We start from the raw sequence: 21,461 nt of genomic DNA on the forward strand, positions 1-21,461 counted from the left end.
GTGTAAACCTATTTCAGGACTAGACATGGCGATTACTTGCCGCTGCTCTCGTGCATCCGGGCCAGCTGGCGTTCCAGCATCGATGGATAGGGCTCCATCAGTCGCTCGACGCAGCAGGCGCCTTCGGGGCTGGCGATCGGGCGGATACGGGCACGCTGGCGAATCAGCGGATCGTCGCTGATCTGCCGCTCCACCAGCAGCAGGTTGCGGCTGTGTTGCGACAGCGCCAGGGCGTCCTGGGCGGTTTCGGTCAGCAGCAGGTCGATCTGGCTGACGCCGAACAGTTCTTCGCCAAGGGTCAGGCCCAACTGCAGTTGCAGGGTGATGCCGCTGTCGGCGACTTCGATCTGCAACTGGTGGCCCAGGGCCCTGAGCAGTTCGCCGCAGCAGATGGCGTTGGTCAGGTAGTCGTCGCCGCTGTCCTCGGTGTGGAACAGCATCAGCGTGCTGCCATCGTTGAGGGTGTGCAGTTCGCTCTGGTACAGCGAGGCGGCCTGGTCCAGACAGTCGCGATAGCGCTCCAGCAGTTCGGTCAGGCGAGCCTTTGGCAGGCGGCGCAATTGGTCCTGGGCACCCAGTTGCACGGCAAGCACCGCGCTGTGCTGGGGCTGTGCGGGAACCACCGGTTTCGCCGCGGCGGTGCCCTGCGGGCCCTCGCGCAGATCGGCGAACGGGTCTTCCTCGTCGTCCAGTTCGTCGTCCACGCTGTTGCGTGGCGCAGGGCGGGCCGTCGGTCTGGCGGGCGCGGCTGCGCCGCTGTCGAAGCTCGGATCACGCAGGTTGCGCACCTGGAAACTCTGCCCGGCCGGCGCTTCTTCCTCGTAGTCGTCGTAGTCGATTTCCGGCTCCGGCTCGGGCTCCGGTTTCACCGGGGCAAAGCGCGAATGCAACTGGCGGGCGAGGTCGCCGATCTCATCCTGACGCCGGGTGGCCGGGGTGTGTTCGTCCATGTCCCGCAACCAGACCCGCAATTGCAGCAGCGGCGTCGAGATATGCCGACCCAGACGCAGGCTCAGGGCCAGGGCCAGGGCCAGCAGGATGGCGCTGAGGATGCCCATGCTTTGCAGGCTGATGGTCATCGGCTGCTGGAACTGGGCCATGTCCAGGCTGATCCGCAGGTTGCCGGCAGTCACGTCCTGGAAGGTGATCTTGGTCTGGTAGACGCCTTCGGTCTCGCCCAGCAGGCCGCTTTTCGGGCGCTGGCCGGCTTCGGCGAGGATCCGGTTGTCGACGCTGTAGATCGCCGCATGGGCCACCAGCGGGTTCTTCGTCAGGTTGTTGAGCAGCACGTTGAGGCTGAGGATGTCGTTGGACACCAGCAGCTCGGTCGCCGAGGTGGCGGTCTGGGTGGTCAGGCTCTGGCCAAGGGCGTCGGCCTGCTGGTGCATGGCTTCCTTGAACTGCAGCCCCATCACGCAGGCGTAGATCACCAGCGCCAGCGCGACGAGAATCACGTTGTGGCTGGCAATACGCAGTGCAATCGGTACCCGGCGGTGACGCAATGCCCGGAAGATCAGCAGGAAGAAGTTATCGGTTTTGACTGGCGTGGGCCGGTTCACTGAGCGCGGCTCTTTTGTCCGTGAAGTTGACGCGCAGTATAGCGAGAGGCCCTAGACCGGCAAAGCGCTGGCGGTGCCGATGGTCACTGAAAGTGGGTAGAATGCGACTTTTTTAACGAACGGGGGTGCGCTTTGCGCGAAATCGTCCTGATTAACATCACCGGTGGCGACCGTCCGGGTCTCACCGCAGCCATTACCGGCGTGCTGGCGCAAGGTGGTGTGAACATTCTCGACATCGGTCAGGCGGTTATCCACGACACCCTGTCGTTCGGCATCCTGGTCGAGGTACCCGGCGGCGAGCAGTCGCCGGTGCTGCAGCAGGTGCGGTCCACGGCCGATGGCCTGGAGCAGCAGGTGCGCTTCACGGCGGTCTCGGAAGACGACTACCGGCGCTGGGTCGCCAGCGAGGGCCAGGATCGGCATATCGTCACCCTGCTGAGCCGCAAGGTCACTGCCGAGCAGGTGCAGCGGGTCAGTGCGATCACTGCGCGCCACGGCCTGAACATCGAACGTATCGACCGCCTGTCGGCGCGTCTGCCGCTGGACGTTCCGACTGCATTGAGCAAGGCCTGTATCGAGTTCTCGGTACAGGGTGCGGCGGCCGACCCGCAGGCCTTGCGCGCCGAATTCCTGGGCCTGGCCCAGGAGCTGAACATCGACGTGGCCTTCCAGGAGGATTCGCTGTTCCGTCGCAACCGGCGCCTGGCGGTATTCGACATGGACTCCACGCTGATCGAGGCCGAAGTCATCGACGAGCTGGCCAAGGCCGCCGGCGTGGGCGAGCAGGTGTCGGCGATCACCGAGCGGGCGATGGCCGGCGAGCTGGATTTTCGCGCCAGTTTCAAGGAGCGCCTGGCGCTGCTCAAGGGGTTGGATGTCAGCGTGCTGGACTCGATCGGCGCCTCGCTGCGTCTGACCGAAGGCGCCGAAGTCCTGTTTGCCGAACTCAAGCGCCTGGGCTACAAGACCGCGATCCTGTCCGGCGGTTTCACCTACTTCGCCCGGCAGTTGCAGGCCAGGCTGGGGATCGACTACGTCTTCGCCAACGAGCTGGAAGTGGTCGACGGCCAGTGCACCGGTGTCGCGATCGAGCCGATCGTCGATGCCCAGCGCAAGGCCGACCTGCTGCGTGAACTGGCCGGCAAGGAAGGCCTGAGCCTGGAGCAGACCATTGCGGTGGGGGATGGTGCCAACGACCTGCCGATGCTGGCGATCGCCGGCCTGGGTGTGGCGTTCCGGGCCAAGCCGCTGGTCAAGCAATCGGCCAGGCAGGCCATTTCGACCCTTGGCCTGGATGGGGTGCTGTATCTGCTGGGCATGCAGGACCGTCACGGCCGCAACTGATGGCCTGTCCTTGCCCGGGCGGGTTCATGTGCCCAGGCACCTGATACCGGGCTTGCAGGCGCAGGGCTTGCCCGCGAAGCTTTCAGCGCCCATTAGGGCGCCTTCGCGGGAACGTCGGATCGCCGAACCGCCGCTGCTGCAGGCGGTGCTCTTCTAGAGCGTTTTCCACAGTGAGCCGAAATCTTCCTCTGGGCCCGCTACGCCGGCTCCCGAGGTCTCGTTCCTGACCGTTGCCGGCTGTTCGAACAGTCGATATTCGAACTGGTTGAAACTGCCGGTACTGGCCTTTCGGTTATTCAGCCCGGCGCGACGCTCCTCGCCATGGGTGTTGATCATCACCTTGTGACCTTCCTGGAACGGCAGGCGCGGTGCCAGCAAGGTGGCGGGCACGCCGATGGCGCTGATTTCCGGCAGCAGCAGGGCGCGCAGGTACTGGCTGTTTTCCTCGCTGTTGCGTACCAGTTGCAGGCCGCATGGCTGGGCATGGGGGGCGATCAGTTCGATGCCCATCTGCGTACCGCCGCTGCGCACCTGGCGAATCCAGCGTACCACCGCGACGCTCCAGCCCTGGGACGTCGCATCCTGAATGCCCACCAGTTCGCCCGCCTGCAGTTGGCTGGGGACTTCCCGCGGCCAGGCCAGGCAGTAACCGCCAGGGCTGTGGTTGATGATTTGCAGGCTGAAGGTCGGGAAATCCTCGGCGCTGTTGGCCGCCGCCTGGCTGATCTCGGCTTCCGTCGGGTGATACTGGATTTCCTCGTAGGGCAGCAATGTGTCGGCGCTGCCCTGGCGTTCGGCATCGAAAGCCAGGGTCCAGCTGTCCTTCTGGCTGCTGTTGGCCAGTTGCGCGGTGAAATGCGCGGCGCGACTGGCGGTCGGGCTCTTGAGAAGCTCGCTGAAGGAACGTTGCCCGCCCAGGTAGAAATGCAGGGCACTCATGCCGATGCACAGCGTGAGGGAGCCCTGTCCCGGTGTGCGCTGGAAACTCCGTTCGGCTGATTCGCCCCAGGCCGCGCAAAGGTGCTGCAGGGTGTCCAGGCTCAGGCCACTGGGCACCAGCAGGCGCGAGTGGCTGCGCTGCTCGACGGGCAGGTCGAGGTATTCCTTCATGGCCTCGACCAGACTCAGGGTGTTGATGCCCATCAGACCGGGCTGTTGCTCGGCGGCGAACAGCGAGGTGTAGCGTGGCGGTGCATCGGCCTGTGGGGCAACGGCGAACAGGCTCGATGCCAGGCCGGCATCCTGCAGCTTGACCAGCGTGCTCCAGGGCTCGAGGACTTCCGCCAGCCGGGCGATATTGTTCTGGCGCATCTGGTTGCAGCGTGAGCAACCCAGCAGCAGCGCGACAATGTAGGTCTGCTCGATGGTCAGTGACGGGGTCTGGCTGGCCAGTTCGTCACGGACCGGGTTGTGCTGCAGTTGATGGGCAATGGCGACCTGGTACAACTGGTGCACTTCGAGCCACAGGCCTTCCGGCACCGGGCAGTACAACTGGCTGGCCCGGACCAGCGGGCCATTGAGGCAGTGCAGGGCACGCTGCAAGGCCATGGTCAGCAGCCCGGCGCGTTCCTTGCTGAACCTGGACGCGACACGCATCGCGATCTGCTTGTAGCCGATGGCCAGGTGATTCTGCAAAGCCTGGCAGAGGTTGGCGACCTTGCGTGGACGCTCATCGAGTACGACGGACTGGTTGAGGAAATGCCGCTCCAGGTGCTTGCAGACGTAATACACCTCGGGGCGTATCAGTTCGAGCAACTGCAGGCGGTTTTCGCTGGGGGTGAGCAACTGGTTGAGTTCGGCCAGCCCCTGATACAGCAGGCGCGCGGTCTCACCGAGGTTGGCTTTTGGCAGTTCGGCGATCCAGCGTCTCAGATCACGCGGTGTGCCATCGCAGAATGACAGGCTCGACTGCGTGGGTGTTGGCGCGCGCAACAACAGATGGGGGCTTGGATTGCTCATCTAACGGGCCAGCTCCAGCAAGGAAAACGTGCATCGTCCATCGGCAAGGTGACAAAAAATTGGTGGCAATATAATGCCACGACTCTAACAGCAATACGGTACAGGTGCATCGTTGGTGGTCGGCTCAGATTGCGACCGATTGTCCGTGGCATGACCTCGCGGGTTCGAGCGGCGTCGGACCGCGAGGTCACCAGCCTATCAGGCGTCCTTGGGCAAGCCCAGGCCCTGGCCCATGGCCACCGTCGAACCGGCTGCCAGGCCTTCGGCCCATTTCACCTGGTCCGGACCGAACAGAACGATGGCGGTCGAACCCAGCTTGAAGCGCCCGAGTTCGGCGCCCTTTTCCAGATGGATCGGCGCACGGGCCGCTTCATCGTAGCGGAACGTCTTGAGTTCGCGCTTGGGGGGCGTGACCAGGCCGGCCCAGACGGTTTCCACCGAGGCGACGATCATCGCGCCCACCAGCACCACGGCCATCGGCCCGCGCTCGGTGTCGAACAGGCAGACGACGCGCTCGTTGCGGGCGAACAGTTCCGGTACGTTCTCGGCGGTGCTCTGGTTGACCGAGAACAGACGGCCTGGCACGTAGACCATTTCGCGCAGGGTGCCGGCCAGCGGCATGTGGACCCGATGATAGTCCTTGGGCGACAGGTAGATCGTGGCGAACTCGCCGCCCATGAACGGCGCGGCCAGTGCGGCATCGCCGCCCAGCAACTCGAGGGCGCTGAAGCTGTGGCCCTTGGCCTGGAAGATCCGGCCGTGCTCGATCGGGCCGAGCTGGCTGACGGCGCCGTCGGCCGGGCAGAGGATCGCCCCCGGGGTCGGGTCGAGCGGTCGCGCGCCGTCTTTCAGGGCGCGGGTGAAGAAGGCATTGAAATGCTCGTAGGCGGTCAGGTCTTCAACCAGCGCCTGGGACATGTCCACCTGGTAGCGCTTGGCGAACCAGGCGGTGAAGGCGTTCTTGAACCAGCGCACCCGGCATTCGGCGATGCAGCCGGCCAGGCGCGACAGCAGGTGGTGAGGCAGCAGGTACTGGCTGAGGATGAACAAACTCTTTTTCATCAAGGGTCCTTGGGAATCTCAAATCTCTACAGGGGTGTCGGGGTGGTTGCCCCATTCGCCCCAGGAGCCGGCATAACCCTTGACGCGCGGATAACCGAGCGCCTTGGCCACCAGATAGGTGAAGCCGGAGCGGTGGTGGGTCTGGCAATGGGTGATCACTTCCTTGTCGGGAGTGATGCCCAGGCTGTCGAGGATTGCCGGCATATCCTTGCGGATGCGCAGGCTGCGCGCCTTGTCCATGCCGGCGGTCCATTCGAAGTTGACTGCGCCTGGAATGTGTCCGCCCTTGGCGGCCAGCACCTTCTCGCCGGAATACTCCAATGGGCCGCGGGCGTCCCAGATCGCCAGGTCGGGCGCGCCCAGGCGCGACTGCAGGTAATCGCGGGTGGCGGTCGGTTCGTCGTGCAGGGTCAGGGCAACCGGGCCGCCGGCAACCGCCGGGATGTCCTCGGACACCGGCAGGCCTTCGTCCAGCCACGCCAGCAGGCCGCCGTCGAGGTAGTGGTAGCGGGTGTGGCCGATGACATCCAGCAGCCAGATGAAACGGCCGGCCCAGCCGCCGCCTTCATCGTCGTAGACCACGTAGACCGCGTCCGGGTTGTGGCCCAGTTCGCCGAACAGGGCTTCGAGCGCCTCTTGCGGTGGCATCAGCCCCGGAGCCGGTGGCTGGCCCAACTGGGTACGCTTGGGGTCGACGAAACGTGCGCCGGGGATATGCCCCGCGCCGTAGCGGGCGCTGCTGGTCAGGTCCACCAGGATCAGCCCGGGGGTGTCGAGGCGCGGCAGCAGGTCGCTGGGCTCGATCACCAGCGGCAAGCCAGAGAAGTCAGGCATGTGGGTTCTCCTGGACGCAAAGGGGAGGATTGTAGCGCAAGCTTCAGGCGCTGCGGTTGGTAAAGGCGTGCAGCGCCTTTTCGATACATTGCATGGTTTTGCCGAAGGCTTGCACGGTGATCTCCGAAAACGGCACGCCCGCCTGGTCGGCCAGGATCACCATCACCACCCGACCGTTGTTGCTCAGCGAGCGCAACAGCAGGTGTTCGCCGGGAAGGAATTGCGCCCGCAGGCTGTTGGGCAGCAGTGCCTGGAACTGGCGAGCGTTTTCTGGCGACAGGCGAATCTGCGCGGGCTGCTTCATCAGTCGTTGCAGCAGCGTGCTCTGGGCCACCTGCAGGATCAGATTGCTCGCCTCGGCGGGAAGGCCGGCGGTCTGGTGCACCCGCAGTGCGCTGCGGCTGCGGTCGGTCATCAGGATCATCACCCGGCGCAGGCCGCAGGCCGCCAGGGCGTCGCGGGCCACGGTGGTCAGGTGCATGGCGTTGGTGAAACGGCTGGGTTCGGCCAGCAGTTGTGCGCAGTGCCTGCGCCAGAGCCCCATCGCCGCGGCGTCAGGGGCGGCGGCCGGCAACAGGTCGGCATGCACGCGGCGCACATGCCACGGCCAGATCAGAGCCTCGGCCGGGTGCCACAGGTCCTGCATCGAATGCTGGTTGGCGCTCTGGGCCGCCTGCTGGTGGATCTGTTGCTGCAACTCGTTCATCGGCTGCTGCAGGTACAGGCTCGACAGGTACTGCCAGCGCAGGCAGTGCGGGCTGTCCCAGGCCTGTTGCGCCGCCACGGCCAGGCCGTTGGCCAGCAATACGGTGTTGGCGGGCTGGTTCAGCCAGCGGCGCAGTTCCGGGTCGGCATCCAGTTGCTGTTGCTGGTGCAGGGGGCTCTCATTGTCGCGGGCGATATGCAGTGCCTGGGCGAGGGTCTTGCGTTCGTTGAGCAGCGTTTGATAACCCTGGGTCACCCACACTGGCAGGCGCCAGAACTCGGCCATGGCCTGGCACAGCTCCAGCAGGCGCACGCCGAACAGCTCCCGTTCGACCCTGGCGGCGGGCTCGTGCTTGTGCAGCACCCGCAGTTCCCAGGTTTCGAGCAGCCTGGGGTGGGTCAGTGCCAGTGGCCACAGGGGGGCCAGGAACAGCAGGCTGCCCCAGTGGATATCCTGCCAGAGCCGGGCCAGGCGGGCGGCAAACAGGCCGTTGGCCTGCTGGCTGGCATGCTGGCTGATCAGTTGCAACTGGCGCAGGGCGATCGGAATGTCTTCGGGCAGTCGTGCGGGCAGGCGCTCGAGCAACTCCTCGGTACGTTTCAGACCGAGGCGATTGATCGCGATCTCGAGGTTTTCGGCCGGCTCGGTCATGCTGCCGTGGGTGTGATGGTTGGCTTCGCAGATCACGCTCAGCGCCAGGGCCGGGCTATCCTGCATCAGCTCGGCGATGTCGCGCAGCGAGCTGCGGCTGTCGCGGATGGCCCGGCAGACGCGGTCGTGGCTGTCCTGCGGGACGGGCAGGCGAACGCCCTGCAACAGCCTGGTCCAGCCTTGCAGGGTGTTCGGTCTTGCACTGGACACAGCCGTTTGATTCGTCATGATTAAGCGCGATCATCACCATTAATGCGCCCGGAACGGGCCTGACGGCGCTGCGCTGGTCCTGCCGCCGAGGCCATGCACTGCCGGTTTTCTGGCTTTTCGCCTGAACTGGCTATAGTCTGGCGCAGTTTCGCCGATAAGTAGAAGAAGAGATTTACTAACTTCCGAATATGACCTTGAACCCGACTCAACAAGTACTCTCATTCTATGGCTAAAATCATCGGCATCATTGTCGTATTCGCGAGCGTGCTCGGCGGGTACGTGCTCTCCCACGGCAAGATTGCGGCGCTGATCCAGCCCTTCGAGGTCTTGATCATCGGTGGTGCGGCGCTGGGTGCTTTCCTGCAGTCCAACCCCGGCTACATGACCATGCACGTGGTCAAGAAATCCCTGAGCATGTTCGGCTCGCGCTTCAGCCACACCTTCTATATGGAAGTGCTCGGCCTGATCTACGAGATCCTCAACAAGAGCCGTCGTGAAGGCATGATGGCGATCGAGGGTGACATCGAGGATGCCGCGGCCAGCCCGATCTTCGCCAAGTACCCCGCCGTTCTGAAGGATGAGCGCATGACCGCGTTCATCTGCGACTACCTGCGCATCATGTCCTCGGGCAACATGGCTCCCCATGAGCTGGAAGGCCTGTTCGACATGGAACTGCTGAGCATGAAGGAAGAACTCGAGCATCCATCCCATGCCGTCACCGGCGTGGCCGACGGCATGCCCGGCTTCGGTATCGTCGCGGCGGTATTGGGGATCGTGGTGACCATGGCCTCCCTGGGCGATGGCGACCAGAAGTCCATCGGTCTGCACGTGGGTGCGGCACTGGTGGGGACCTTCTTCGGTATTCTCGCCGCCTATGGCTTCTTCGGTCCGCTGGCGCAATCCCTGGCCCACGATGCCAAGGAAGAACTGAACGTCTACGAGGCGATCAAGGCCTCCCTGGTGGCCTCGGCCTCCGGCATGCCGCCTTCGCTGGCAGTGGAATTCGGGCGCAAGGTGCTCTATCCGAAGCATCGGCCGAGCTTCGCCGAGCTGGAACAAGCGGTTCGCGGTCGCTGAGTCATGGAGAACAATCAGCCGATCATCATCAAGCGCGTCAAGCGCCTTGGCGGCGGGCACCATGGCGGTGCCTGGAAAATCGCCTTTGCCGACTTCGCGACGGCGATGATGGCCTTCTTCCTGGTGTTGTGGCTGCTGTCCACCGCGACCCCGGAGCAGAAGATCGCCATCGCCGGCTACTTCAAGGACCCGATCGGTTTTTCCGAGAGCGGTACGCCCTACATCATCGACCTGGGCGGTTCCCCGACGCTGGCGCCGGACAAGACCCTCAACCCGGAAGTGAAGTCCCAGCCGCAACCGGACAAGGTCACGGTCGACACCGAGCAGGTGGAGGGCATGGCCGAACAGGTCGAGAAGGAGCGCCTGGAACTGCTGCTGCAGGAGTTGCAGAACAAGGTCGACGAAAGCCCGCAGTTGCAGAAGTTCAAGGACCAGATCCTGTTCGAAATCACCCCGGACGGCTTGCGCATCCAGATCATGGACGCGGAAAACCGGCCGATGTTCGACTCCGGCAGTGCGCGCCTGAAGCCTTACTTCGAGGACATCCTGCTGGCGATGGCCGACACCATCAAGGCGGTGCCGAACAAGATCAGCATCAGCGGCCATACCGATGCCAAGCCGTACGCCGGCACCGGCGACTTCGGCAACTGGGAGCTGTCGGCCAACCGCGCCAACGCCGCGCGCCGTGCACTGGTGGCTGGCCGTTATCCGGACTCGCAAGTGGCGCGGGTGGTGGGTTATGCCTCGTCGGCGCTGTTCGACAAGGCCGATCCGTTCAACCCGGTCAACCGCCGCATCGACATCGTGGTGCTGACCAAGAAGGCCCAGAAAGCCATTGAGGGCGAGCAGGGCGCGGACGAGGCCAAGCCGGATGGCGCGGCACCGGTTCCCGGCGCGCCTGGCGCCTCGAATGCGGCCCCGGCCGACCCGAATGCGCTGCCGGCGGACAAGCAGCCGCTGCCCGCCCACGAGGTGCGGCAACGCTTGAACATCTTCGAGGATGGTGTATTGAAGATGGACGAGACGGGCAAGCCCAGAACCGGCTCCTGAGCCAGACGACAAGGCCGCGATGATCGCGGCCTTGTCGTTTCTGTCATTTCAATAGCTGTCTTGCGGCAGGCTGGCGATGATCGAGCGGTAGCTGTTCATCCGCTGCTGCTGGATACGCCCGTCTTCCAGGGCCTTGAGCAGGGCGCAGCCGGGCTCGCGATCGTGCTTGCAGTCGCGGAAGCGGCAGGTACCGAGCAGGTCGTTGAACTCGATGAAGCCGGCCTCGACATCGGCGCGGCTGACGTGGCCCAGGCCGAATTCGCGAATACCCGGGGAGTCGATCAGTTCGCCGCCGCCGGGGAAGTGGAACAGGCGCGCCGTGGTGGTGGTGTGGGTGCCCTGGCCGGACAGCTCGGACAGCGGGCCGACGCGGGTTTCCACCTCGGGCAGCAGGCTGTTGACCAGCGAGGACTTGCCGACCCCGGACTGGCCGACGAACACGCTGATGCGCCCGTCCAGTTGCCGTTGCAACTGCTCCATGCCGTTGCCGTGGTGGGCCGACACTTCCAGCAGCGGATAACCCAGTTGCCGGTAGACCGCCAGCAGCGCATTCAGGGCCGGGGCGTTGTGCTCGTCGATCAGGTCGAACTTGTTCAGCAGCAGCAGCGGGCGGATGCCGGCGTGCTCGGCGGCCACCAGATAGCGGTCGATCAGGTTGGCGTGGGGTTCGGGCAACGGCGCGAAGACGATCACGATCATGTCGACGTTGGCGGCCACCGGCTTGAGCTGGCCGCGGCTGTCCGGGCGCTTGAGCTCGGTTGTGCGTGGCAGTTGCGCGACGATCACGCCGATGCCCTGGTTGCCCGGGCGCCAGACCACCTGGTCGCCGGTCACCAGGGCTGGCAGGTTGGCCCGCAGGTGGCAGCGGAACACCTGGCCCTTGAACTCTCCTTCCAGGGCCTCGACTTCGACCTGCACGCCGAAGTGCGCAATCACCAGGCCTGTCTGTTCAGGGCCCAGGTCACCGCCCTCCAGGGCTTCCACGGCCTGTGACTCGCGTTTGGCGGCGCGTGCGGCGCGTTCGCCCTGGATCTTTTCGATGCGCCAGTTCTGGCGGCGGTTGAGCTGGCGTTTGGCCATGGGTGTTCCGTGTGGTCGAATCGTCGGGGAGGGTCAAGCGGTCGCGAGTTTAGCACGCCCGGCAAGCGCAGCCTGCGCTAAACTGTGCGGCTATGCCGAGGAGTCAAGCTATGCAAAATCCACAGAACCTGATCTGGATCGACCTGGAGATGACCGGTCTCAACCCGGACACCGATGTCATCATCGAAATGGCCACCATCGTTACCGACAGCGATCTCAATACCCTGGCCGAAGGCCCGGTGATCGCCATTCACCAGAGCGACGAGATCCTGGCCGGCATGGATGAGTGGAACACTCGCCAGCATGGCGGTTCGGGCCTGACCCAGCGCGTGCGCGAGAGCCGCATCTGCATGGCCGAGGCCGAGGCGCAGACCATCGCCTTCCTGGAGCAGTGGGTGCCCAAGGGCAAGTCGCCGATCTGTGGCAACAGCATCTGCCAGGACCGCCGCTTCCTGGCCCGTCACATGAAGTCCCTGGAAAGCTATTTCCACTACCGCAACCTGGATGTCTCCACCTTGAAGGAGCTGGCGGCGCGTTGGGCGCCGCAAGTGCGTGACAGCTTCCAGAAGGGCAGTACCCACCTGGCGCTGGACGACATCCGCGAATCGATCGCCGAGCTGCAGCACTACCGCAAGCACTTCATCAAGTTCTGACCGGTTGCCGTAGCCTGGATGGCAGGCTGTGTTCCCCATGGGCGCATGCACTCCAGTGGTTGCGCTCTTTTGGTGCGCTGCTCAAATGAGTAGACTGCGCGCCTTCTCCTGCCCGGACCGCCATCATGCTGCTGATGCTCTACCTCGTCGCCATTACCGCTGAAGCCATGACGGGCGCGCTGTCGGCCGGACGGCGCGGCATGGACTGGTTCGGCGTGGTGCTGATCGCCTGCGTCACCGCCCTCGGCGGCGGTTCGGTGCGCGATGTGTTGCTGGGGCATTATCCGCTGACGTGGGTCAAGCATCCGGAGTACCTGGTGCTGACTTCGGTCGCGGCGTTGGTGACGGTGTTCATCGCGCCGCTGATGCGCCATCTGCGTTCGCTGTTCCTGGTGCTCGATGCCCTGGGGCTGGTGGCCTTCACCCTGATCGGCTGCATGACGGCCCTGGAGATGGGGCAGGGCATGATGGTGGCCTCGGTCAGCGGGGTGATTACCGGCGTGTTCGGCGGTGTCTTGCGGGATATCTTCTGCAACGACATCCCGCTGGTGTTCCGTCGTGAACTCTATGCCAGCGTCTCCTTCGCCGCAGCCTGGTGCTTCCTGGGCTGCACCTACTGGCAGCTACCCAGCGAGCAGGCGATTCTGATCACGCTGTTCGGCGGTTTCCTGCTGCGTCTTCTGGCGATCCGCTTTCACTGGGAAATGCCCAAGTTCATCTACAACGACGCCGCCTGATCAGCCCGTTCGGCGTGCTGGCGCAGGGCCCACTGCACGTGTTCCCGGACCAGCTCGGAAGGGTAGTCACGTCGGCTGTTGAGGGCTTCCAGCACGGCGATGGTCGACGGCGCATTGCCCAGGCCGACGGCGAGGTTGCGCAGCCAGCGTTCGTAGCCGGCGCGACGCAGTGGCGAACCCTCGGTGTTTTTCAGGAAGGTCTCCTCGTCCCAGCGAAACAGCTCCGCCAATCCGGCGTTATCCAGGTTGTGCCGGGGTTGGAAGTCGCTCTCGACGGTAGGGCGGGCGAAGCGGTTCCATGGGCAGACGACCTGGCAGTCGTCGCAACCGAACACCCGGTTGCCGATCAGCGGGCGCAGGTCCTCCGGAATGGCGGTCTTCAGCTCGATGGTCAGGTAGGAAATGCAGCGCCGGGCATCCAGCACGTAAGGTCCGACGAATGCTGCCGTGGGGCAGATATCCAGGCAGGCCGAACAGCGCCCGCAATGTTCCGTGGCATGGGGCTCGTCCACCGGTAGCGGCAGGTCGACGAACAGCTCGCCGAGAAAGAAGTAGCTGCCCGCCTTGCGATTGAGCACCAGGGTGTTCTTGCCGATCCAGCCCAGCCCGGCCTGCTCGGCGATGGCCTTTTCCAGCACCGGGGCGCTGTCGACGAAGGCGCGGTAGCCGAAGGGGCCGATCACCTGCTGGATGCGTTCGGCCAACTGTTGCAGGCGTTTGCGGATCAGCTTGTGGTAATCGCGTCCCAGGGCATAGCGCGAGACGTAGGCCTTTTCCGGTTCGGCCAGGCACTGGACCATCCGGGTGTCGCCCGGCAGGTAGTCCATGCGCAGCGAGACCACCCGCAGCGTGCCCGGCACCAGTTCGTCCGGGTGCGAGCGTTTGCTGCCGTGGGCACCCATGTAGTCCATGTCGCCGTGATAGCCGGCATCGAGCCAGCGTTGCAGATGCTGCTCGTGTTCGCCCAGTTCCAGGCCTGCGATGCCCACCTGCTGGAAACCCAGTTCGCGAGCCCATTGTTTGATGGATTGGGCGAGGGCGGTGAGGTCGACGCTATTTACAGGCATGAGACAGGAGAAACCTAGGCTTTGGTGCGTATAATTCTGCCAGACATCAGAGCCGAACGACGCATGCCGCAGACCAAACCGCCTTTTCCCGATATTCAGTCGCTGACACCGGCGACCTTGCCGAGACTTCCCGCGCGTCAACCGGACGCCCACAAGGGCCAGTTCGGGCACGTGCTGCTGATCGGCGGGGACCGGCGTTTTGGCGGCGCGATCCTGCTCAGTGCCGAGACGGCCCTGCGCAGCGGTGCCGGGCTGGTCTCCCTGGCCACACGTGCGGAGCATGTGGCCGCCTCGCTGGCGCGCCTGCCCGAGGTGATGGTGCTGGGCATCGAGTCGGCCAATCAGTTGATGGACGTTCTTCGCCAGGCCAGCGTGCTGGTGGTCGGCCCGGGCCTGGGGCGGTTCGCCTGGAGCCGCAGCCTGTTGTCGGTCGCAGCGAATACCGCGGTGGCCCAGGTCTGGGATGCCGATGCGCTGAACCTGCTGGCCAATGGCGAGGCACGCCTGCCTGCCGACAGTGTGATCACTCCGCATCCTGGGGAGGCGGCACGGTTGCTCGGGCTGACGACCGCCCAGGTGCAGGCCGATCGGCCTGGCGCGGCGCGGGCGTTGGCGATGAAATATCAGGCGGTCTGCGTACTCAAGGGGGCCGGCAGCCTGGTCGCCGCGCCTGATGGAAGGGTGTCGCTCTGCGAGCGCGGGCATCCGGCAATGGCCACGGCCGGGTTGGGAGACGTGCTCGCCGGCCTGATCGGTGCGCTGCGTGCCCAGGCCATGGCAGGCTTCGAGGCCGCCTGCCTGGCGGTCTGGCTGCATGCCCGCGCCGGCGAGTTGCAAGGTGAAAAGGGCCGTGGGCTGGCGGCCAGTGATCTGATTCCAGCTATTCGTCAGTTGTTGGAGGAACAATCGCCGTGTCTGAATTAACCCTTCAATTGCCTGATGAAGAGAGCATGGTGGCATTTGGCCGAAAGATTGCCGAAGTCACCGCCGGTGTCGGGGTGATCTTCCTTGAAGGCGATCTGGGCGCCGGCAAGACCACGCTGTCGCGAGGCATCATTCGCGGTCTGGGGCATGCCGGTGCGGTCAAGAGCCCGACGTTTACTCTTGTCGAACCGTACGAATTTGCTGAAGTTCGTGCCTACCATTTTGACCTGTATCGCCTGGTGGATCCGGAAGAGCTCGAATTCCTGGGGATTCGCGACTATTTCGAAGGCGATGCCCTGTGCCTGGTCGAGTGGGCCGACAAGGGTGCAGGCTTTTTGCCAAAGCCCGACCTGACCATTACCATTAGCCCGCATGGCGGCGGGCGTTCGCTGCATCTGTTGTCCCGGGGATCGCGAGGCGATGCCTGGTGTGCCGCCTTGGCATTGGAGTTCAAATAGAGGATGGGGTTTGGTATGCGCATTCGCGCGTTGCTTGCAGTCGCAGGATTGTTGCTTGCGGCACTGACCGTCGACGCCGTGGCGGCGACACAGGTCAAGAGTGTTCGACTGTGGCGAGCCCCGGATAACACGCGACTGGTATTCGACCTGTCTGGCGCGGTCCAGCACAGCGTTTTCACGCTGACGGCGCCCGATCGCCTGGTGATCGACATCAATGGTGCGACCCTGGCCAGCCCGCTGAACGTGCCGACGGCCAATACGCCGATCACCAGCGTGCGAGCGGCCCAGCGTACCCCGACCGACCTGCGGGTGGTGGTCGACCTGAAGAAACCGGTCACCCCCAAGAGCTTCACCCTGGCGCCGAATGCGCAGTACGGCAACCGCCTGGTGGTCGACCTGTTCGACAACCCGGCCGATGCGGCGCCGACACCGACGCCGAGCTCCAACCCGGCGCCGAGCGTGGCGACCCTGCCGGCCGTTCCGGTGACGCCGGCGGAGCCTGCGATCAAGCTGCCGCCGGCACCGGCCGGCAAGCGCGACATCATCGTGGTGATCGACGCCGGGCACGGCGGGGAAGACCCGGGGGCCTCGGGTTCCCGCGGCCAGCACGAGAAGGACGTGGTGTTGTCGATCGCCCGTGAGCTGCAACGCCAGGTCAATGGCCAGAAGGGCTACCGCGCCGAACTGACCCGTACCGGCGATTACTTCATTCCGCTGCGCGGACGTACCGAGATCGCCCGCAAGAAAGGCGCTGACCTGTTCGTCTCGATCCACGCCGACGCCGCGCCTTCGGCGGCTGCGTTCGGTGCTTCGGTGTTCGCCCTGTCCGATCGTGGCGCGACCTCCGAGACCGCGCGTTGGCTGGCCGACAGCGAGAACCGTTCCGACCTGATCGGCGGTGCCGGCAATGTCAGCCTCGACGACAAGGACAAGATGCTCGCCGGAGTGCTGCTCGACCTGTCGATGACGGCCTCGATGACCTCCAGCCTGAACGTCGGGCAGAAGGTCCTGAACAACATCGGCCGGGTCACCCCGCTGCACAAGCAGCGCGTCGAGCAGGCGGGCTTCATGGTGCTCAAGTCGCCGGATATCCCCTCGATCCTGGTGGAAACCGGCTTCATCTCCAACTCCAACGAGGCCTCCAAGCTGGCTTCGACCAGCCACCAGCAGGCGCTGGCGCGGTCCATCAGCAGCGGTATCCGTCAGTTCTTCCAGCAGAATCCGCCGCCGGGCACCTACATCGCCTGGTTGCGTGACTCCGGCAAGATCGCCCAGGGGCCGCGTGATCATCGCGTCGCGCCGGGCGAGACGCTGGCAATGATCGCTGTGCGCTATCAGGTGTCGGTGGCTACTCTGCGCAGCGTCAACAGCCTCAGCAGCGATGAGCTCAAGGTCGGCCAGACCCTGACGATTCCCGGCACCGAACTGGCGGCCAAGCAATGAGTGAGTCGGTCTTGAAGGAACGCGCCCGTATCGAGCTGCTCAGCCCGCGCCTGGCCAACCAGATTGCCGCGGGTGAAGTGGTCGAGCGCCCGGCTTCGGTCATCAAGGAACTGCTGGAAAACAGCCTCGACTCCGGCGCCCGGCGTATCGACGTGGATGTCGAACAGGCCGGGGTCAAGCTGCTGCGGGTACGTGATGACGGCAGCGGCATTTCCGCCGATGAGTTGCCGCTGGCCCTGGCGCGTCACGCGACCAGCAAGATCCGCAACCTGGAAGACCTTGAACAGGTGATGAGCCTGGGCTTCCGTGGCGAGGCCCTGGCGTCCATCAGTTCCGTGGCCCGCCTGACCCTGACTTCGCGGACCCGTGACGCTGATCAGGCCTGGCAGGTCGAAACCGAAGGGCGGGAGATGGAGGCCCGGGTCCAGCCGGCGGCCCATCCGGTCGGCACCTCGGTGGAAGTGCGCGACCTGTTCTTCAATACTCCGGCCCGCCGCAAGTTTCTCAAGGCCGAGAAGACCGAATTCGATCACCTGCAGGAAGTGATCAAGCGCCTGGCGCTGGCCCGCTTCGATGTGGCCTTTCACTTGCGCCACAACGGCAAGGGCATTCTGGCCCTGCACGAGGCCAATGACGATGCGTCCCGCGCCCGGCGCGTGGCGGCTGTCTGCGGTTCGGGCTTTCTCGAACAGGCGCTGCCGATCGATGTCGAGCGCAACGGCCTGCATCTCTGGGGGTGGGTTGGCCTGCCGACGTTCTCCCGCAGCCAGGCTGACCTGCAGTACTTCTATGTCAACGGTCGGGCCGTACGTGACAAGCTGGTGGCCCACGCGGTGCGCCAGGCCTATCGCGATGTGCTGTTCAATGGGCGGCACCCGACCTTCGTGCTGTTCCTCGAGGTCGACCCTGCGGCGGTCGACGTCAACGTGCACCCGACCAAACATGAGGTGCGCTTCCGTGATGGGCGCATGGTTCACGACTTCCTCTATGGCACCCTGCACCGCGCCCTCGGCGATGTGCGGCCGGAAGATCAACTGGCGGCACCGGCGGCGGTCGCCGGCATCGTCCGGCCTACGGGTCTTGAGGCCGGCGAATTCGGCCCCCAGGGCGAGATGCGCCTGTCGGCCAACCTGCTGGAGCAGCCACAGTCCCAGCCGTTTTCGCCTTCCGCGGCCCCTGCCGGAGCGGGTTCGGGGGCCGGCTACCCGTATCAATATCGCCCGCAGTCGACGCAGATGCCGCCCGTTGCGGAAGCGCAAAGCGTCTATCGCGAGTTCTACGCGCCCTTGCCCGAGGCTGCCGCGCCGGCCCTGCCGGAAGGCCAGGGCGACGTTCCACCGCTGGGCTACGCGCTGGCGCAGCTCAAGGGGATCTACATCCTGTCGGAGAATGCCCAGGGCCTGGTGCTGGTGGATATGCACGCGGCCCACGAGCGGATCATGTACGAGCGGCTGAAGATCGCCATGGCCAGTGAAGGCCTGAGTGGCCAGCCGTTGCTGGTGCCCGAGTCCCTGGCGCTCAGCCAGCGCGAGGCCGACTGTGCCGAAGAGCACGCGGGCTGGTTCCAGCGCCTGGGCTTCGAGCTGCAGCGCCTGGGGCCGGAAAGCCTGGCCATCCGGCAGATCCCGGCCCTGCTCAAGCAGGCCGAGGCGAACCGGTTGGTGCAGGACGTGCTGGCGGACCTGATGGAGTACGGCACCAGCGACCGGATCCAGGCGCACCTGAACGAACTGCTCGGGACCATGGCCTGTCACGGCGCCGTGCGGGCCAACCGGCGGCTCGCACTGGCGGAAATGAACGCGCTGCTGCGGGACATGGAAAATACCGAGCGGAGCGGCCAATGCAACCATGGTCGTCCGACCTGGACTCAACTGGGTCTCGATGACCTGGACAAACTTTTCCTGCGCGGACGTTGATGACAGCTTCAAAACCCCTTCCGCCGGCGATCTTCCTCATGGGCCCTACGGCGGCCGGCAAGACCGACCTGGCCATCGAACTGACCAAGGTGCTCCCCTGCGAGCTGATCAGTGTCGATTCTGCCCTGGTTTACCGGGACATGGACATCGGCACCGCCAAGCCTTCGAAGGAGCTGCTGGCGCAGTTCCCGCATCGCCTGATCGACATTCTCGACCCGGCCCAGAGCTATTCGGCCGCCGAATTCCGCCAGGATGCCCTGGCGGCCATGGCCGACATCACCGCACGGGGCAAAATCCCCCTGCTGGTCGGTGGTACAATGCTCTACTACAAGGCTTTGCTCGAAGGGTTGGCGGACATGCCCGCGGCCGATCCGCAGGTGCGCGCCGAGATCGAGCAAGAAGCTGCACGCCTTGGTTGGCAGGCCCTGCACGATCAATTGGCAGGCATCGATCCGGAGTCGGCGGCGCGGATTCACCCCAATGACCCGCAACGTCTGAGTCGCGCGCTGGAGGTTTATCGGGTCAGCGGTTTGAGCATGACGGCCCACCGACAGCGACAATCTGCGCAAAGTACTGACGCAGCCGCTTCGGGACGCCCGCAATTACCCTATACTGTCGCCAATCTGGCCATCGCTCCAGCGAATCGCCAGGTATTGCACGACCGGATTGCACAAAGATTCACACAAATGTTGGAACAGGGATTCGTTGACGAGGTCGTAGCCCTGCGTAATAGAAGTGACCTGCATGTTGGGTTGCCGTCTATACGTGCTGTAGGCTACAGACAAGTCTGGGATTACCTGGATGGCAAGCTGACGGCGGCCGACATGCGCGAGCGCGGTATCATCGCCACTCGCCAATTGGCCAAACGCCAGTTTACCTGGTTGCGCAGTTGGGCTGATCTGCACTGGCTGGACAGCCTGGACTGCGACAATCTGGCGCGCGCCTTGAAATACCTCGGGACCATCTCCATATTGAGCTGAGTCCCTGTAAATGCCGTCTATCCTTGGGGGAGGACGGTAAAAGTCACTGTTTGCTCATTTTTTATTATTGATCCTTAAAGGAGTGCGGCACATGTCAAAAGGGCATACGCTACAAGACCCTTACTTGAATACCTTGCGTAAAGAGAGAGTCCCGGTTTCCATCTATCTGGTCAACGGGATCAAGCTGCAGGGTACGGTCGAGTCCTTCGACCAGTTCGTGATTCTGTTGAAGAACACCGTCAGCCAGATGGTCTACAAACACGCTATCTCGACAGTGGTGCCGAGTCGTCCCATTCGCCTGCCTAACGCCAGCGATTCCGAAAATGGCGGCGCTGAGCCAGGTAACGCCTGATAGGAGTCTCCTTTGTTCTTTGAGCGCCACGGTGGTGGTGAGCGGACCATTCTCGTTCACTTGGAAGGTCAGGACCCTGAGGCGCGCGAAGATCCGCAGGAGTTTCAGGAGTTGGCATCATCGGCTGGCGCCGAGACCGTCGCGCTGTTCAGCGTGCCGCGTCATCGGCCAACCGCCAAGTATCTGATTGGCACTGGCAAGGTCGAGGAACTTCGCGACCTGGTCAAGGCCGAGCAGATCGATATCGTGATATTCAATCACGTCCTCACGCCCAGTCAGGAACGTAACCTCGAACGAGCTTTCGAGTGTCGCGTGCTGGATCGCACGGGCCTTATTCTCGATATTTTCGCCCAGCGCGCACGTACCCATGAAGGCAAGCTCCAGGTCGAACTGGCCCAGCTCGAGCACATGAGCACGCGGCTGGTGCGCGGCTGGACCCACCTTGAGCGGCAGAAGGGTGGTATCGGCTTGCGCGGTCCTGGTGAAACCCAGCTGGAAACCGACCGGCGCCTGTTGCGCGTCCGTCTGCGGCAGATCAAGGGCCGCTTGGAAAAGGTGCGCAGCCAGCGCGAGCAGTCCCGTCGCGGGCGCAAGCGCGCCGACATCCCGACCGTCTCGCTGGTCGGCTACACCAACGCCGGCAAATCCACGCTGTTCAACGCGGTCACCGCTTCCGAGGTGTATGCCGCCGACCAGTTGTTCGCCACCCTCGACCCGACCTTGCGCCGTCTCGACCTGGATGACCTGGGGCCGATCGTGCTGGCCGACACCGTGGGCTTCATCCGCCACCTGCCACACAACCTGGTCGAGGCATTTCGCGCTACGCTCGAGGAATCGAGCAACTCCGATCTGCTGCTGCACGTGATCGACGCCGCGGAGCCGGACCGGATGCTGCAGATCGAGCAGGTGATGGTGGTGCTGGGCGAGATCGGTGCCCAGGACTTGCCGATCCTCGAGGTCTATAACAAACTCGATCTGCTCGAGGGGGTCGAGCCGCAGATCCAGCGTGGCGAGGATGGCAAGCCGCAGCGGGTCTGGCTTTCGGCCCGCGACGGCGTGGGCCTGGAACTGCTCGAGCAGGCGATTGCCGAGTTGCTGGGCAACGATTTGTTCGTCGGCACCTTGCGCTTGCCACAGCGTTTTGCTCGACTGCGTGCACAGTTCTTCGAGTTGGGGGCGGTTCAGAAGGAAGAGCACGACGAAGAGGGTGCCTGTCTCCTGTCGATTCGCCTGCCCATGGCCGAGTTCAATCGGGTGGTCTCGCGCGAAGGCATGAAGCCGCCTGAGTTTATCGAACAACACACTTTGCAATAAAAGCCTGACAAAGCGGTTGTGCTGCTGTCGCAGGCATTCTGTAGCATTGGTCGGCGCGCCGTGGGTGCGTCTTTGCTTTATCAGA

The 21,461-nt window shown here is 64.3% G+C and carries 19 protein-coding genes; 12 read left to right on the plus strand and 7 right to left on the minus strand.

The window, feature by feature from the left end; translation table 11 throughout:
• Positions 1-32: 32 nt before the first annotated feature.
• A complete protein-coding gene (locus tag ACMGT0_RS03540) occupies positions 33-1,559 on the minus strand; it encodes an AhpA/YtjB family protein (protein ID WP_054062131.1) in 1,527 nt (508 codons plus the stop codon).
• A gap of 132 nt (positions 1,560-1,691) precedes the next feature.
• Here ACMGT0_RS03540 and serB point away from each other — a divergent pair, with 132 nt between their 5' ends.
• The gene (gene serB, locus ACMGT0_RS03545) at positions 1,692-2,903 is read left to right on the plus strand and encodes a phosphoserine phosphatase SerB (protein ID WP_416771506.1); all 1,212 of its coding nucleotides are present in this window, start codon (positions 1,692-1,694) and stop codon (positions 2,901-2,903) included.
• Between the two features lie 153 nt (positions 2,904-3,056).
• Here the strand turns inward: serB and ACMGT0_RS03550 are convergent, their stop codons facing one another.
• From ACMGT0_RS03550 to ACMGT0_RS03565, 4 genes are all read right to left on the minus strand, one after another.
• Positions 3,057-4,862 (minus strand): hypothetical protein, encoded by a 1,806-nt coding sequence (locus ACMGT0_RS03550; protein WP_054059408.1) that lies wholly within the window; start codon positions 4,860-4,862, stop codon positions 3,057-3,059.
• A gap of 198 nt (positions 4,863-5,060) precedes the next feature.
• A complete protein-coding gene (gene asd / locus ACMGT0_RS03555; RefSeq protein ID WP_416771507.1) occupies positions 5,061-5,924 on the minus strand; it encodes an archaetidylserine decarboxylase in 864 nt (287 codons plus the stop codon).
• 18 nt (positions 5,925-5,942) lie between these two features.
• Positions 5,943-6,758: a rhodanese-like domain-containing protein gene (locus ACMGT0_RS03560; protein ID WP_054059410.1), complete on the minus strand. Its 816-nt coding sequence runs from the start codon at positions 6,756-6,758 to the stop codon at positions 5,943-5,945.
• Positions 6,759-6,801: 43 nt separating this feature from the next.
• Positions 6,802-8,343 (minus strand): HDOD domain-containing protein, encoded by a 1,542-nt coding sequence (locus tag ACMGT0_RS03565; protein ID WP_054059411.1) that lies wholly within the window; start codon positions 8,341-8,343, stop codon positions 6,802-6,804.
• A gap of 207 nt (positions 8,344-8,550) precedes the next feature.
• On the opposite strand from ACMGT0_RS03565, the gene motA reads away from it, so the two are divergent.
• Positions 8,551-9,402, plus strand: coding sequence for a flagellar motor stator protein MotA (gene motA, locus ACMGT0_RS03570; protein ID WP_054059412.1), 852 nt, complete (start codon positions 8,551-8,553; stop codon positions 9,400-9,402).
• A 3-nt stretch (positions 9,403-9,405) separates the two neighbouring features.
• Positions 9,406-10,452, plus strand: a complete 1,047-nt coding sequence (motB, locus tag ACMGT0_RS03575; protein WP_416771510.1) for a flagellar motor protein MotB — start codon at positions 9,406-9,408, stop codon at positions 10,450-10,452.
• Between the two features lie 48 nt (positions 10,453-10,500).
• Here motB and rsgA read toward each other — a convergent pair whose 3' ends face one another.
• Positions 10,501-11,532 carry a small ribosomal subunit biogenesis GTPase RsgA gene (gene rsgA, locus ACMGT0_RS03580; protein WP_054059414.1) on the minus strand — a complete coding sequence of 344 codons (1,032 nt, stop codon included), beginning with the start codon at positions 11,530-11,532 and terminating at the stop codon, positions 10,501-10,503.
• Between the two features lie 110 nt (positions 11,533-11,642).
• Here rsgA and orn point away from each other — a divergent pair, with 110 nt between their 5' ends.
• Both orn and ACMGT0_RS03590 read left to right on the plus strand, forming a co-directional pair.
• Positions 11,643-12,185, plus strand: a complete 543-nt coding sequence (gene orn / locus ACMGT0_RS03585) for an oligoribonuclease (RefSeq protein ID WP_416771513.1) — start codon at positions 11,643-11,645, stop codon at positions 12,183-12,185.
• A gap of 122 nt (positions 12,186-12,307) precedes the next feature.
• Positions 12,308-12,922 (plus strand): trimeric intracellular cation channel family protein, encoded by a 615-nt coding sequence (locus tag ACMGT0_RS03590; protein WP_192842745.1) that lies wholly within the window; start codon positions 12,308-12,310, stop codon positions 12,920-12,922.
• Here ACMGT0_RS03590 and queG read toward each other — a convergent pair.
• The gene (gene queG / locus ACMGT0_RS03595) at positions 12,904-13,989 is read right to left on the minus strand and encodes a tRNA epoxyqueuosine(34) reductase QueG (protein ID WP_416771515.1); all 1,086 of its coding nucleotides are present in this window, start codon (positions 13,987-13,989) and stop codon (positions 12,904-12,906) included. The genes ACMGT0_RS03590 and queG overlap by 19 nt on opposite strands.
• Before the next feature lie 63 nt (positions 13,990-14,052).
• Here queG and ACMGT0_RS03600 point away from each other — a divergent pair, with 63 nt between their 5' ends.
• The 7 genes from ACMGT0_RS03600 (at position 14,053) to hflX (ending at position 21,376) form a co-directional block, all read left to right on the plus strand.
• Positions 14,053-14,913, plus strand: coding sequence for an NAD(P)H-hydrate dehydratase (locus ACMGT0_RS03600; RefSeq protein WP_054062137.1), 861 nt, complete (start codon positions 14,053-14,055; stop codon positions 14,911-14,913).
• A complete protein-coding gene (gene tsaE, locus ACMGT0_RS03605; RefSeq protein WP_416771517.1) occupies positions 14,901-15,371 on the plus strand; it encodes a tRNA (adenosine(37)-N6)-threonylcarbamoyltransferase complex ATPase subunit type 1 TsaE in 471 nt (156 codons plus the stop codon). Before ACMGT0_RS03600 ends, tsaE begins: the two co-directional genes overlap by 13 nt.
• Positions 15,372-15,374: 3 nt before the next feature.
• Entirely contained in the window at positions 15,375-16,814 is a 1,440-nt protein-coding gene (locus ACMGT0_RS03610) for an N-acetylmuramoyl-L-alanine amidase (RefSeq protein WP_206542421.1), read from the plus strand.
• An 11-nt stretch (positions 16,815-16,825) separates the two neighbouring features.
• On the plus strand, positions 16,826-18,730 hold the full coding sequence (gene mutL / locus ACMGT0_RS03615; RefSeq protein WP_162491333.1) for a DNA mismatch repair endonuclease MutL: 1,905 nt from the start codon (positions 16,826-16,828) through the stop codon (positions 18,728-18,730).
• Positions 18,730-19,710 (plus strand): tRNA (adenosine(37)-N6)-dimethylallyltransferase MiaA, encoded by a 981-nt coding sequence (gene miaA, locus ACMGT0_RS03620; protein ID WP_054059422.1) that lies wholly within the window; start codon positions 18,730-18,732, stop codon positions 19,708-19,710. The genes mutL and miaA overlap by 1 nt, the downstream gene beginning before the upstream one ends.
• 91 nt (positions 19,711-19,801) lie before the next feature.
• A complete protein-coding gene (gene hfq / locus ACMGT0_RS03625) occupies positions 19,802-20,062 on the plus strand; it encodes an RNA chaperone Hfq (RefSeq protein ID WP_054059423.1) in 261 nt (86 codons plus the stop codon).
• Positions 20,063-20,074: 12 nt separating this feature from the next.
• Positions 20,075-21,376, plus strand: coding sequence for a ribosome rescue GTPase HflX (gene hflX, locus ACMGT0_RS03630; protein WP_054059424.1), 1,302 nt, complete (start codon positions 20,075-20,077; stop codon positions 21,374-21,376).
• The last annotated feature ends 85 nt before the right edge of the window (positions 21,377-21,461 follow it).

Source organism: Pseudomonas sp. RHF3.3-3 (genome assembly GCF_048069595.1).
GTDB lineage: Bacteria > Pseudomonadota > Gammaproteobacteria > Pseudomonadales > Pseudomonadaceae > Aquipseudomonas > Aquipseudomonas fuscovaginae_B.